Below are 13,605 nucleotides of genomic sequence, written 5' to 3' on the forward strand. Positions count from 1 at the left end.
GCCCTTTTCAGGGGCGCGGGGAACTGCGCGAGAACCCCCACCGAACCCGCACCGACCCACCCACCCCTCCCCACCCAGGGGGTCGAAGGGGCGCAGCCCCTGGGGATGGGACGGGTAGGGGCGGCGGGGGCGAAACCCTCTTGAGCCGGCCCGGACGTAATGACTACGGTCACCCCATGCCCCTTACGTTCCACCTGGACCCACCCCTCACCCCCGCCCTCCACGACGGCATCCTCACTCTCTGGTCAACCGTCTCCAACACCGGCGGAGCCGTAGGCTTCGTCCCCCCGGTAACCCCGGAAGACATCCGCCCAGAACTCCTGAGGCACCTGACCGCCATGGCAGAAGGCAGACACCGCCTCCTCCTCGGCCTCGACGACCACGGCACCCCCATCGCCACCGCCTTCTTCGCCTTCAACACCCACCGCCTGATGACCCACTGGGTGTGGCTGTACACGGTGATGGTCCACCCGGCGCACCAGGGCGAGGGCCACGGCCGAGCCCTCATGACCGCGGCCGAATCCGCCGCCCGCGACTTCGACGGCATAGACGCCATCCGCCTCACCTGCCGAGGCGGCCTCGGCCTGGAGGACTTCTACGCCTCCTGCGGCTACAAGGAGGTCGGCAGGGTCCCCGGCGCCATCCGCGTCGCCCCGGACGACCACCGCGACGACATCACGATGCTCCTGCCCCTGACCTGAGACCGGGCCGTGCCGCCCCGCACCCCCGTGCAAGATCGCACGCCGACCGTGCTTCACTGGACGATGCCCTTCGGCAACGTTCGGAACGGAAACGGAAGAGTGGATTGAGATGCTCCGCTACACACTGATGCGCCTCGGTATCTTCGTGGGCTGCTTCGTGGTCGTCTGGGCCCTCGTCTACTCCGGCATCGCCCCGCGTGGCCTCGGCGCCTCCAACGGCATGTGGATCGTCCTCCTCTCCCTGCTGATCTCCGCGCCGATCAGCTTCGTCGCCCTCCGCAAGGAGCGCGACCGGGCCTCCGTCCAGATCGCCCCCCGCCTCGACCGCTCCATCGGCCGCGTCAAGTCCAACCTCGCGGCCAACCGCAGCCAGGAGGACGAGGTCGACGACGAGGCCCGGACGCCGGCCCCGGAGCCGGCCGAGGCGGCGCGGGCGGACGAAGACGTGAAGCCGGCCGAAGCCGCCAAGACCGCCCAGCCGACGTCCGGCAAGGCTTCGTAGCCCTGTACGCAGGCCCGTTCGCGGGTTCGCAGAAACGATCACCTGCCCGACGCCCAGGTCCGTACCCGCCGTCGGAACCGTACGCTTGCCCGCATGGGTGCTGTGAAGAGCAAACGGATGCCCCGTGCGGTACGGGAACAGCAGATGCTGGACGCGGCGGTGCGGACGTTCGGGCAGCGTGGTTACCGGGCCGCGTCGATGGACGAGATCGCCGAACTGGCGGGCGTGTCCAAGCCGTTGGTGTACCTGTACCTGAATTCCAAGGAAGACCTCTTCACGGCCTGCATCCGCCGCGAGGCCAAGGCGCTCACCACCGCCGTACGCGCGGGCGTGAACCCCGGGCTGCCCGCCGACCGTCAACTCTGGGAGGGGCTCGGGGCGTTCTTCACGCACACCGCGCGGAATCCGGACGCCTGGGCCGTGCTGCATCTCCAGGCCCGTACGCACGGTGAGCCGTTCGCGGCCGAGGTGGCGGCGATGCGGGAGGAGATGGTGGCGTTCGTGACCGGGCTGATCCTGGTGGCCGCGCGGGAGGCCCGCCGTGACCCGTCGTTGCCCGAGCGGGAGGTCGCCGGGCTCGCCGAGGGGCTCGTGGGCGCCGCCGAGGCCCTTGCCGCCTGGGCCAACGCCACGCCCGGCGTCAGCGCGCGCCAGGCCGCGACGACGCTGATGAACTTCGCCTGGGCGGGGCTGGGCGACCTCATGGAGGGCCGCGCGTGGGTGCCGCCGAGCGCGGTCGAGCTCGGAGGGTGACTGTGCATCGGCGACTGCGGCTCCGGTGGGCCTTCTCGCGCAGTTCCCCGCGCCCCTGAAAAAGCGAAGCAGGCGCTTTTCAGGCCCGCAAGGGCTTGAACCTTCAGGGGCGCGGGGAACTGCGCGACCAGCCCTCACCGGACCCGCACCCGACAACGAACCGCGCCCGACAACGAACCCCTACGCCGCCCCCCACTTCCGCAAGGTTGGCGCCACCCTCTGTCGTCCCACCCGGTACAACGACTTCGCCCCACTGCGCGCCACCCGCCGAACCACCGCCTTGACGCGACTCGGGTCACCCCCGCCGAGCGCCGTGGGCAAGGGGCGCCCCTTCTCGTCCAGGCCATGGCGGTGGAGGAGGTCACCGAGATAGAGGCTCGCGCGCTGGGGCGTGTAGTACGGCCGCAGCGGCGGCAACACCGCACCCCCGCCCCGCAGCGCGCGCACGCGGTCGCGGGCCGCCGCGTATGGGTCGGACTTGCCGATGCCCTGCGCCGCGGACCAGGCGGGGTCCGGCTGCGGCAGCGCCCCCGCGTCGATGTCGTCCCACGAGGCCAGGCACCCGGAGTGCAGGAAGTAGTGGTTGCCGTGCGCCTCACGGACCCCGAAGTCGGTGAGGATCGCGGTGGGGATGCCCCGGTGCATCGACTCCAGCGCGGCCGTGAGTGTGCTCAGGGGATGAGCGGGTACACGCGGCCCTTCACATGGACCCGTCCGCCGCCCGGGCCGACCGGGCCGCCCGGGACATCCCCGTCGCTCCGCAGTTCGAAGCCACCCCACGCCTGTCCGTCCGCCGCGTACGTCACCGTGCCCGGCAGCGGTACCGGTGCCCGGAACTCCGCGCGGACGAGGGTCGCCGGGGGTGTGCCGTGCTCGGCGAGGCAACGGGCCACGGTCCACATGCCGTGGGCGATGGGCCGGGGAAACCCGAAGAGGCGGGCGCCGAGCGGATGCAGATGGATCGGATTGCGGTCCCCGGACACCGCCCCGTACCGCCGCCCGACATCCCCGGCCAGCCGCCACTCGGCGACGACGGGCAACGACGCCCGCCCCTCCCGCACCCGCTCCCGCTCCTCCCGGATCCGCTCCCGTTTCTGTTCCTCCCGGATCCGCTCCCGCTCCTCCCGCGTGTCCTCGCTCCGCCGGTGCCGGGCGAGATACGTGCTCCGCGACTCCCACGCGACCCCGATCCCGCCCTCGCCCGCGCCTCCGCCGGCACCCTTTCCCCCGCTCCCGCCCTCACTCCCGTCCCGCACCTCGGTCACCACCGTCGCCTCCGTGCCCCGCCGATGGGGCGCCAACCCCTCGACGTACACGGTGATCTCGTACTCCCCGGTGGCGGGCAGCCGTCGGCGCCGCGTGATCTCGATCGAGGTGTGGACGAGTCCGAGGAGGGGCAGCGGGAAGTCCCGGCCGGACATGATCCGCATGGCGAGCGGAAACCCGAGGACGTGCGGATACGTCAGCGGAACGGCGTCCTCCCCGGTGGGGAACCCGCAGACCCGCTCGTACGCGGCGAGCCGGGCCAGGTCGATCCGGACGCCGGGGAGGACGAGACGGGGGAAGCGCGTGGGAGACGTGGGCCGGATGTCCGCGCCCACGCCCATGCCCATGCGCGCGCCCGCGCCCGCGCTCATTCCCGTGCCCGCGCCCGCCTCGGTGTCCGCGCCCGTCCCTGCCCCCATCCCCGCTTCCGCCCCCGGGCCGTACCGGGCCGCCGCGCGGGGAAGTCTGAGGCTCTTGCAGGGGGAGAGGAGCGCGCCCCGGGCGAGGAGGGGGCTGAGGGCGGGCGTGCCGGTGAGGGTGTGGGTGTGCGTCGGAAGCATCGGACGGTCTCCCCCTTGCTCGCGCCGGGCCGGGCTCCGCTCCCCGCGCAGGACTCCGCTTACTTACTCAAAAGTCAGGTTACCCAAGGTAAGAAGCGGCCAGGTCAGCCGTGGCGCCCAGGAAATGAATGACCCTCAGGTAACTTGGGGCGCCCTTGACCTGCGGGTGAGCCGCGCGCGGGCGACCGGCGACACTGCACATCCCCGGCCCGGTTCCGTCTCCGAACCATTGCCACATTCACACCGACCTGACACAAGCGCCCCGTACGATCCGGGCACACCGAACGCGCAGGAGCCGCCCGTGTCCAGCCTCGAACACACCGAACCCGCCCTGGTGGAACCCGAGTTGAAGCGGCTGGACGGCATCGTGCGAGAGGCGTACGTCCCCGCCCTCGCCGCGCCCGTGGCCTACGGCTCGCTCGCGGACATCCCGTTCGACAACGCCACCCACGAACCCGGCGCGGTCGTCCTCAGCCGTAAGCACACCGGTGCCGACGGGGAGGGCGGTGCGGACGGGGGCGGCCGGTGGCGGGACGTCACGGCGGCCGAGTTCGCCGCCGAGGTACTCGCGCTGGCGAAGGGGCTGATCGCCGAGGGGCTGATGCCGGGCGACCGTATCGCGATCATGGCGCGGACGACGTACGAGTGGACGCTCCTGGACTTCGCGGCCTGGGCGGCGGGCCTGGTGACGGTCCCCGTCTACCCGACCTCCTCCGTCTTCCAGACCCGCTGGATCCTCCAGGACTCCGGCGCGGTGGCCCTCGCCGTGGAGACGGCAGGCCAGGCCGCCGCCCTCGGCCCCGAGCTGGACCGTATCCCCGACCTGCGCCATATGTGGGTCTTCGAGAAGGGCCATCTGGACCGGCTGGCCGAGCGGGGCCGGGACGTGTCGGACCAGGAAGTGGCCGTACGCCGTGGGGTGTTGGGCCCCGACACCCTCGCCACCCTCATCTACACCTCGGGCACGACCGGCCGCCCCAAGGGCTGCGCCCTCACCCACGGCAACTTCTGCGCCGAGGTCGACAACGCCATCGACCTCCTCTACCCCATCTTCCGCGCGAGGACGGAGGAGGAGGCCTCCACCCTCCTCTTCCTCCCGCTCGCCCATGTCTTCGGACGCATGGTGGCGATCGCCTGTATGCGGGCGCGGATCCGCGTCGGCCACTCGCCGAGCTTCCGCACGGAGGACCTCCTCGCCGACCTGAAGTCCTTCCGCCCGACGTTCCTGCTGCTGATCCCCTACGTCCTGGAGAAGGTCTTCAACACGGCCCGCGCCGCCGCCGAACGCATGGGCCGCGCGTCCTCGTACGACAGGGCCTCCGCCGTCGCCCGCCGCTACGGCGAGGCGCTGGAGGCGGAGCAGCACGGCACCGGACCGGGTCCCTCCGCCTTCCTCAAGGCGGCCCGCAGCTTCTACGACCCCCTGGTCTACCGCCGTATCCGCAAGGCGCTGGGCGGCCGGGTCCGTTACGTCATCTGCGGAGGCAGCCCCCTCGGCCGCCGGCTGGCCGCCTTCTACGCGGGCGCGGGCATCGACGTCTTCGAGGGCTACGGCATGACGGAGACGACGGCCGCCGTGACCGTCACCCCGCCCAACCGCCCCCGCCTGGGCACGGTCGGCCGGCCCCTGCCCGGCACCCGGGTCCGTATCGCCGCCGACGGCGAGATCCTGCTCCACGGCGGCCAGATCTTCCGCGGCTACTGGGACCCCCAGGCCGGCGGAGTCGTCCCGGCGGGCCCCGACGGCTGGTTCGCGACCGGTGACATCGGCCGGCTCGACGACGAGGGCTACCTCACGATCACCGGCCGCAAGAAGGAGATCCTCGTCACCGACAGCGGCAAGAACGTGGCCCCTGCCCCGCTGGAGAACTGGCTCCGCTCCCACCCGCTGATCGCCCACGCCATGGTCATCGGCGACCGCCGTCCGTATGTCACCGCCCTGCTGACCCTGGACCCCGAAGGCATCACCCACTGGGCCCTGATGAACGCCAAGCAGGACGTCCCCCTCGACCACCTCGCCACGGACCCGGATCTGCGGGCCGTCCTGCAACGCGCCGTGGACGAGGCCAACCGCCTCGTCTCCCGCCCCGAGTCCATCCGTAGGTTCACGATCGTCCCCGGCGGCTTCACGGAGGAGGAGGGCCACCTCACCCCGTCGATGAAGCTGCGCAGGGAGGTCGTGGAGCGGGCCTTCGCGACGGAGATCGAGGGGCTGTACGAGACGTAGCCCTCCCCGCGTCACATCCCCGCCGCCGGATCACCGTCCCCCAGCTCGATCCACCAGTGCCCGTCGTCCTTCACCAGCAGCAACTCCTGCTGCTGATCGGTTCTGTCGTAGGTGAGCCGGATGGGATTGAAGTAGTCGACGTCTCCTTCCAGCACGGTGACGTCGACGTGCCCGCGCGCACCCTCGCCGAACTCCCGCACCTGCTCGTAGGCGTCGCCCCGGGTCCCCTCGTACGCGGGCCCCGCGAGCTCCATGAGCCCTTCCACATCACCGGCCTTGAGCCGCTGCACATACACCCGCACGACCGTGTCGACGTCCTCGGCGGTCTCCGCGACATCGGGATACTCGGACTTCGCGGCCCGCACGGTCACATCGACCTTCGGCGAGCCGGCGAGCGAGTACGGCGCCCGGAACCAGTTCCACCACACCGCCGCACCCACGCCGAGCGCGAGCACCAGCCCACCACAGCACAGCAGGACACCGCGCTTCCTCATCAACCCCACCCCGTTCCCTCGCCCCTCGCCCCACTCCCCGTGAAGAGTCCTTTCGGCCTGCCCCGGTTGCGTTCACCTCCCGGAACTCCGGCGTTTTGGCGCGACGCCGACGCCCGATCGGCACCGGCAAGGCCATCGTGGAATAGGTCCGGCGGCGGCCGCCGTCGTCGATTCCTCAGGAGTTCCACATTCCGTGCGTGAATTCTGTGCACCGACTTCGTCTCGCTTCTCTTCCGCCCCTGGCGGAACTCCGGTTTCGGTATGTGAATGCGAGCAAGCCGAAATCGCGTCAAGAGAAGCGATCGGTGCTTTTAGGACTTTGCCCGCCGCGATGCATACGAAATCGTTTCTGCATATCTACGATTTCCCACCATGACGGACACTCCACGGGACAACTCCGCCACCGACAACCCGGAGCGTGCACTTCGCCGGCCCGTGAGCGAGAGTCCGTAAGCGAGAGTCGCGAATCCGAGAAGGGGCAGGAAATGGCTGATCTCAACGTCCTGATCGCGTTCGACGCCGCCACGATCGTGGAGCGGAATCCCAACGCGTCGAGGAATCCGGACGCACCGACGTACGCCGACCAGAGCCTCATCTACATGACGACCCGCCACGACCACATCGTCGGCACGTCGGGGGCGGAACTGAACCTCCGCGCCGAACCCGGCGACAGCATCCGGTGGCGGGAGACGACGCTGTCGCTCGGCAGCGACTACAAGGCCTTACTGTACAAATACGTGAGCAGCGACAGCGACCACCAGCTCATCAGGACGCCGGAGATCGAGGTGATCGACGGCGTCTATCCGATGCCGAGGGAAGGGTCCGAGGGCAGGCCGGAATTCGTGACCCAGAACTACCAGGACCACTACTGGCGGACGACCGTCAAAAAGGCCGGCAAGGTCGTGTACCACTTCTCCTTCCAGATCCTCGACCACCACCGCCAGTTGAAGGGCTACTTCCAGTGGGACCCCTTCATCACCATCGAGAACCCCTGACGGCGACGGCCGCCAGTTCGGCGACCACCTCGCCCGAGTCCTCCTCGCCCGTGTCCTCCGCGCCGGCGGACACGGGCCGGAACCCCAGCGAGGTGTAGAGGCGCTCGGCGGCGGTGTTGTCCGGGTGGTACGACAGGCGCAGGACCGCACAGTCCGTACGGTCCGCCAGCCATCGCACCAGGGTCCGTGCCGCCGCCCGCCCGACCCCCTTGCCCTGCTCGGCACCGTCGACCAGCATCCCGCCGACCCAGTACGAGCCGTCCTCGTCCCGCCCCCACATGACATGCCCCACCACGGTGTCGTCGGCGCACACCGCGAGCGAGTTCCACACGCCCTCGCGGAGGGACAGGACGAGATAGCGGGCGGCCAGCGCCGGAACGTACCGGCGCTGGCCGTCCAGCGGAGCGACGTCCGCGACGGCCCGCCAGTTCTCGTCGTCCACGTCGTGCAGGGCGATCCGCCGCCCGGTGCCGTCCAGCAGTCCGTCACTGATCATGCGGGCATGCTACGGCCGTTCGTGCCCGCGACGCAGGCGGTCCGGGGTCGATCCCGGGGGCGGGCGGTGTGCCGGGCGGGCCTCAGTCCACCAGGTCCGCCGCTGTCAGTAGTCGGGTCAGGTCCGTTCGCGACCGGACGTGCAACTTCCGGTAGATGCGGGTGAGATGGGCCTCCACCGTCTTGCGGGAGACGAACAGGGAGGCCGCCGCCTCCGTGTTGTTGAGGCCGCGGGCGATGGCTCGGGAGACCTGGAACTCCTGGGGGGTCAGCTGGTTCAGGGCCGCCCCGCCCAGGCCGCCCGCCGTCGACCGGTCGGTGCTCGACATGCCGCCCGCCGCCGCGAGTTCGCTCGCCGCGCGGCGGGCCCAGGGGACCGCGCCGAGGCGTTCGAAGCAGGCCAGGGCCGAGGAGAGGGGCGCGCGGGCGGCTCCCGGGCGCCGGTAGCGGCGTAGTACCTCCGCCTCGCACAGCTGTGTCCGGGCCAAGTCGAAGGGGCCCGTCGTCCGTTGGTGGGCCTTCGACGCCGCCCCGAAGCACGCCTCCGCCTCCTCCGGCGTCCCGGCCAGCAGCCCCCGTACCCGCGCCGCCGCTGCCTCCGCCGACGCCAGGCCCGTCTCCCGCGCCCGCTCCTCCAGCCACACCACCACCTCACCGGCCCGTACGGCATTCCCCGCCCGTACGTGCGCCTCGGCCAGGTCCGCCGCGAAGGGGACCACCTCCGGGTTGCCGATGCCCTGCTCCACGGCCAGTGACAACGTTTGCTCCAGCTGGTCGGCGGCCGCGTCGTGGTCACCGTGGGCGAGGGCCGACAGACCGAGCACCGCCGTCATATGGAACTCCTGGCAGCCGATCCCGTACGCCCCGCACTCCCGCCGCGCCCGCGCCACATGCTCCTCGCACTCGACGCGGTCGCCCCGCAGGGCCTCCAGACGGGCCAGGCAGTACAGCGCGTAACTCACACAGGTCAGCTGGCCCAGCTCCTCCGCCCAGCGCAGGGCCTCCGTCAAGTCACCGCGCGCGGACGCCCATTGGCCGATACGGGTCTCCAGCTCACCCCGCACGGCGAGGGTGAAGCCCAGCACACCCACCGCGCTGTGCCGCCGGGCCGACTCCACGGCCGTGTTCAGCAGCCGGCGCCCCCGCGTGAACTCCTCCACCCGGCTCCACGCCTGCCCGGCGATCGCGTACACCTGCTGGTCCCGGACGGGGTCGCCGCCGGTGCCGTGGCGGTCGGCGGCCTCCAGCATCCCGCGGCCCTCGGCCGTACGGCCGGACATGACGAGGGCACCGCCGAGCAGGGTCAGGCTGTACCAGCGTTCGGGGCCGGACTCCGAGGCGAGGGCGAGGGACTCCTCGGCCACCCGGACCGCCGCCGGGACATGGCCGTCCAGACGCGCGGCGGCCGTCGCCTCCGCGAGCAGCAGACAGGCACGGGTGCGGTCGGTGTCGCGTACGGCGTCGGCGGCGTTCACGAGGAGCCCGTACGCCTGGGCCGTCTCGCCCTTCCAGGTGTACATCCGGCCCAACAGCCCCTGGATCGCGGCGCGTACGGCCGGGTCGGGGGTGATCCGCAGGGCCTCCTCGCACCACTGCGGGCCCGCCGGGGAGCCGCTGAGCAGGGCGTCGGCGGCGGCGTGGTGGAGGCGGTCGGCGCGGGGGGCCGGGTCGGGCGTGAGTTCGGCCGCGCGGCGCCAGGCCAGCGCCGACTCCCCGAACGCGCTGCGCCTGCGCGCCTCCCGCGCGGCCTCGGCGAGCGCCGCCGCCGCCTCCTCGTCGGGACCGGGGGTCGCCGACGCCCGGTACCAGGCGTGCAGCGGGCCCGTACTCACCTCGGCCAGCGCCTGGAACGCGGCGTAGCGATGCGCGAGGGGCGCCCGGCCGAGCACCAGCGCCCGCAGCACCGGGTGGTGGAAGTCCAGCCCGTCCGCCGTGGCCGTGATCAGACCGTCCTCCTCGGCGGGCGAGAGCGCGTCGAGCGAGAGCCCGGCCGCCTCCAGCGCCTTCCGCAGCGGGCCCGCCGCCGTCGAACGGCCGGCCGCCAGCACGACCAGCGCCCGGCGGGCGGGGTCCGGCAGACCGTCGATACGGGTCGCCCAGGCACGCTCCAGATGACTGCCGAGCGACGGCGGGTCCAGCAACGGCCGCTCCCCGCGCGCCTGTTCGTCCGTCAGTCCGCCCGCGATCTCCCGCAGGGCGAGCGGATTGCCGCCGCTGATACGGACGAGATCGGCGAGGACTCCCGGGGTCACCCGGCCGTCCAGCAGCGTGGCGCACTCCTCCGGCGCCAGCCCGCCCACCTGTACGGCGGGGATGCTGCGGCGGGGGCCCGACTCGCCGTGGTCCTCGCGGGAGCCGAGGGCCAGGGCGACCCGTTCACTGGACAGACGGCGGGCGACGAAGAGCAGGACGCGCTGGGAGGAGGGGTCCACCCAGTGCAGGTCGTCGACGAGGACCACGACCGGGCGCTCGTCGCCGAGCGCCGCGAGGACGTTCAGTGCGCCCATGCAGGCGGCGTACGGATTGCCCGGCGGGTCCGCCGGGTCGCCGCTCAGCGCCAGACACGATTCCAGGGCCGAGCGCTGGGCGCCGGGGAGTTCCCTGAAATGGGACGAATAGGGCATCAGTAGGTCGCCCAGGGTGGCGAAGGGGAGCACGGTCTCCGTCTCGATGCCCCGGGCGCGCAGGACCGTGGCCGGTGCCGCGCCGGGGGTCCCGGCAGTCGCGCGCTCCGCCGCGTAGTCCAGCAGGGCGGTCTTCCCGATACCGGGTTCGCCCCACAGCAACAGCGCCGCCCCACCCACCCCGCCCGCCACGAGCAGGTCGTCCATCAGCCGGCGTTCCCGCTCCCGACCGACGAGTCCCCGTAACAATGCGCCACCCCCTGGTGCCCGCCTGTGCCCGGCCCCGCCCGTCCATCATGCCCCTAGGGGGAGTGGTCGGGGGAGATGTAGGGACTTCCCGGAAGCGAGGGGGGCCGCCCCCGGCCTTCAATGGTTTTGCGCGACAGCACAACGGAACAGCACGACAGAACGGATCAGCACGACGGAACAGCACGGGGGAACGGAACAACCACGGGGGAACGGAACGACGGGGGATCGCAACGGGGGATCGCCACAGGGGCGTCACAGGGGGACGGCGCCCAGAGGATCGCAACTCCAAGGGAAATCAGGGGAATGAACCAGGTCGCGGAACTAGGGGGACGGCCCATGCCGGCATCCGGGGGACGCGGGGATCTCACCTCAGGATCCGACCGGCTCGACTCGGTCGAGATCAAGGTGACGTTCTCGGGTGCGGGCACGGCCGCCGCGACTTGGGCGCTGGCGCCGGACACCGGGGGAGCCCGGCGCCGCGTCTACTTCTGCGAGGCCCTCGCCCGCTCCACGGCGCCAGGACGACTGCCGCTTCTGGATGCGGGGCTGATCCTGCGCCTTCGGGCGGGGAGCGGGCGAGGTGGGGCCGCGACCGCGGAATTGCGGCCCTGTCGCCGGTCCCGGCTCTCGGAACGTTGGCTGCGCTTCCGGGAGCAGGGACCGGATTCCTTCCATCTGGCGGGCGCCTGGTCGGGCGACCGCCGGGTCCTGTCCGCCACCCTCGTCTCCGACTGCGGGCGTACGGCCGTGGAGGCCGCCGCCACCGGCACCAAGCCGCTGGACCTCGTCTTCTCCGACAGCCAGCGCGCCTTCCTCGCCGACTGCGCCGACATCGACGTCGGCTTCGGCTCGCTCGACGTCCTCGGCCCCGTCCACACCGTCCGCTGGCGCGGCGTACGCCTCGACCACCACGAAGTGACCCTGGAACACTGCACGTTGGCCACCGGGGGCGACGACACCGGCGGTGGCCCCCTGGAGTGGCTGGAGGTCTCGAAGCGGGTCGCCCCCGAGGGCGCCGAGGTCGTCCAGGCCTCCCTCACCGCCCTCCTGAAGGCCAAGGGCCTTGAACCGGACCTGGGGCGCGGCGTCCGGCTGCGCCGGGTGCTGGAGGAACTGCGGGGATAACCGCTCGCGTCTCGTCGGGAAGTCGCGAAGGGGGCACGATCGCCCGCTTCCCTTCCAGAGCAGGCGCGATCGCCCGCGTCCCTTCGGGAACGCCCTGTCGCCCCCCGGCGTCATACTGGGCGCGGTGTCGCAGCGGGGGAGGCTGGCAGCAGTGGAGTCGGAGTCCGAGTCGGTCCTGCCGCGGCGCATCGGCGCCTACACCGTCGAGCGGAGACTCGGCGCGGGTGGCATGGGGACGGTCTATCTCGCCCGGTCGCGCGGTGGCCGTGCCGTCGCGGTCAAGGTCGCCCACCCCGAACTGGCCGCCGACCGGCAGTTCCGCCTACGGTTCCGGGCCGAGGTCGAGGCCGCCCGCAAGGTCGGCGGCTTCCACACGGCCCCGGTCGTGGACGCCGACCCGGACGCGGAGGCGCCCTGGCTGGCCACGGCGTACATCCCCGGCCCCACCCTGTCCGACCTGCTCGCGGAGCGGGGCCCGATGGACGAGCACCGACTGCGACTGCTGGGCGCCGCCCTCGCGGAGGCGCTGCAGGCCGTGCACGCCTGCGGGATCGTCCACCGTGATCTGAAGCCCGGCAACATCATCATGGCCGAGGACGGCCCCAGGGTCCTCGACTTCGGTATCGCCCGAGCCGTGGAGTCCACCCGCGTGACCTCCACCGGAGCGGTCGGCACCCCCGGCTACCTCGCCCCCGAACAGGCGCAGGGCCTCGAAGTCACCGGTGCCGCCGATGTGTTCGCGCTCGGCGCGGTACTCGTCGCGGCGGCCGGCGGCAGCGCGTTCGGCGGCGGTACGCCCATGGGGCTGATGTACCGGTCGGTGCACGAGCCCGCCGATCTGTCCGAGGTGCCCCCAGGGCTGCGCCCCCTGGTCGACGCCTGTCTGTCCAAGGACCCGGCCGACCGCCCCACCCCCGACACCCTCCTGAGCCGACTCCCGCCGGGCGCGGCCCCGAACCCGCCGGCCGGGGAAGCCCCCGGGGGAACCTCGGAGGAGGAGGCGACCCTGCTCGTCGGCCCCCCGCCGCCCCCACCCTCGGCCCAGGCCGCGTACACACGGCCGCGCGGACCGGTCATGATCGCCGTCGCCGTGGTCACCGTGGGCGCGCTCGTCGGCGGCGCGGTGTACATCGCGAACCGGGAAGGGAGCGGTGACACGCCCTCGGCCTCCGCACCGTCCTCGCCGACCTCGCCGACCTCGTCGGCCGGGGGCGGCGACGCGAGAGACGCGGGCGATAAGGCAGGGGACGAGGTCACGGTCCGGGTCACCGCCGAGGACGGCCGCAGCTGGATCTCGGCCAAGAACTCCGTCGGCGACCTCCTCTACGACGGACTGCTCCAGCAGGGCGAGTCCAGGACCTTCGCCGACGAGGAGTCGATCGACCTGGTCCTCGGCGAGGCGAACGCCCTCACACTCGTCGTGAACGGCAAGAAGATCGAGAACGACTTCACCTCGGGCTCCGTGGAGCGGCTGACCTACACCAAGGACGACTGACCGCCACGGAGGACGACAGGGCGCGGCGGACGAGCGGACGAGCAGGCAAACGGACGACAGGCCGACGCACACGACGGGGGGACACGGGGACCGGCACGCCTGCCTCTGCCACTGCCTCT

Annotated in this window: 12 protein-coding genes; 7 read left to right on the plus strand and 5 right to left on the minus strand. The window is 72.1% G+C overall.

Annotated elements, in window-relative coordinates; translation table 11 throughout:
• The first annotated feature begins 176 nt into the window (after positions 1-176).
• The 3 genes from ABT147_RS30285 (at position 177) to ABT147_RS30295 (ending at position 1,956) form a co-directional block, all read left to right on the plus strand.
• Positions 177-701, plus strand: coding sequence for a GNAT family N-acetyltransferase (locus tag ABT147_RS30285; protein WP_351411956.1), 525 nt, complete (start codon positions 177-179; stop codon positions 699-701).
• A 109-nt stretch (positions 702-810) separates the two neighbouring features.
• Entirely contained in the window at positions 811-1,203 is a 393-nt protein-coding gene (locus ABT147_RS30290) for a DUF4229 domain-containing protein (protein WP_351411958.1), read from the plus strand.
• Between the two features lie 93 nt (positions 1,204-1,296).
• A complete protein-coding gene (locus ABT147_RS30295) occupies positions 1,297-1,956 on the plus strand; it encodes a TetR/AcrR family transcriptional regulator (protein ID WP_351411961.1) in 660 nt (219 codons plus the stop codon).
• A gap of 180 nt (positions 1,957-2,136) precedes the next feature.
• On the opposite strand, the gene ABT147_RS30300 is transcribed toward ABT147_RS30295, so the two are convergent.
• Both ABT147_RS30300 and ABT147_RS30305 read right to left on the minus strand, forming a co-directional pair.
• Positions 2,137-2,736: a DUF6716 putative glycosyltransferase gene (locus ABT147_RS30300; protein ID WP_351411963.1), complete on the minus strand. Its 600-nt coding sequence runs from the start codon at positions 2,734-2,736 to the stop codon at positions 2,137-2,139.
• The gene (locus ABT147_RS30305; RefSeq protein ID WP_351412126.1) at positions 2,628-3,569 is read right to left on the minus strand and encodes a MaoC family dehydratase; all 942 of its coding nucleotides are present in this window, start codon (positions 3,567-3,569) and stop codon (positions 2,628-2,630) included. The genes ABT147_RS30300 and ABT147_RS30305 overlap by 109 nt, the downstream gene beginning before the upstream one ends.
• A gap of 514 nt (positions 3,570-4,083) precedes the next feature.
• Here ABT147_RS30305 and ABT147_RS30310 point away from each other — a divergent pair.
• Entirely contained in the window at positions 4,084-6,009 is a 1,926-nt protein-coding gene (locus ABT147_RS30310; RefSeq protein WP_351411965.1) for an AMP-dependent synthetase/ligase, read from the plus strand.
• A gap of 11 nt (positions 6,010-6,020) precedes the next feature.
• On the opposite strand, the gene ABT147_RS30315 is transcribed toward ABT147_RS30310, so the two are convergent.
• Positions 6,021-6,464 carry a hypothetical protein gene (locus ABT147_RS30315; RefSeq protein ID WP_502983187.1) on the minus strand — a complete coding sequence of 148 codons (444 nt, stop codon included), beginning with the start codon at positions 6,462-6,464 and terminating at the stop codon, positions 6,021-6,023.
• Between the two features lie 524 nt (positions 6,465-6,988).
• Between ABT147_RS30315 and ABT147_RS30320 the strand changes: the two genes are divergently transcribed.
• Positions 6,989-7,498, plus strand: a complete 510-nt coding sequence (locus ABT147_RS30320) for an inclusion body family protein (RefSeq protein WP_351411969.1) — start codon at positions 6,989-6,991, stop codon at positions 7,496-7,498.
• Here the strand turns inward: ABT147_RS30320 and ABT147_RS30325 are convergent.
• Together ABT147_RS30325 and ABT147_RS30330 are read right to left on the minus strand one after the other, a co-directional pair.
• On the minus strand, positions 7,479-7,994 hold the full coding sequence (locus ABT147_RS30325) for a GNAT family N-acetyltransferase (RefSeq protein ID WP_351411971.1): 516 nt from the start codon (positions 7,992-7,994) through the stop codon (positions 7,479-7,481). The genes ABT147_RS30320 and ABT147_RS30325 overlap by 20 nt on opposite strands.
• An 82-nt stretch (positions 7,995-8,076) precedes the next feature.
• Complete coding sequence (locus ABT147_RS30330; RefSeq protein WP_351411973.1) at positions 8,077-10,824, minus strand: helix-turn-helix transcriptional regulator; 2,748 nt, start codon at positions 10,822-10,824, stop codon at positions 8,077-8,079.
• A 378-nt stretch (positions 10,825-11,202) separates the two neighbouring features.
• Here ABT147_RS30330 and ABT147_RS30335 point away from each other — a divergent pair, with 378 nt between their 5' ends.
• Both ABT147_RS30335 and ABT147_RS30340 read left to right on the plus strand, forming a co-directional pair.
• Positions 11,203-11,991, plus strand: a complete 789-nt coding sequence (locus tag ABT147_RS30335; protein WP_351411976.1) for a hypothetical protein — start codon at positions 11,203-11,205, stop codon at positions 11,989-11,991.
• Between the two features lie 229 nt (positions 11,992-12,220).
• Positions 12,221-13,486 carry a RodZ domain-containing protein gene (locus ABT147_RS30340; protein WP_502983190.1) on the plus strand — a complete coding sequence of 422 codons (1,266 nt, stop codon included), beginning with the start codon at positions 12,221-12,223 and terminating at the stop codon, positions 13,484-13,486.
• Positions 13,487-13,605 lie beyond the last annotated feature (119 nt).

The sequence above is a fragment of the Streptomyces sp. NPDC001868 genome (assembly GCF_040297125.1).
GTDB lineage: Bacteria > Actinomycetota > Actinomycetes > Streptomycetales > Streptomycetaceae > Streptomyces.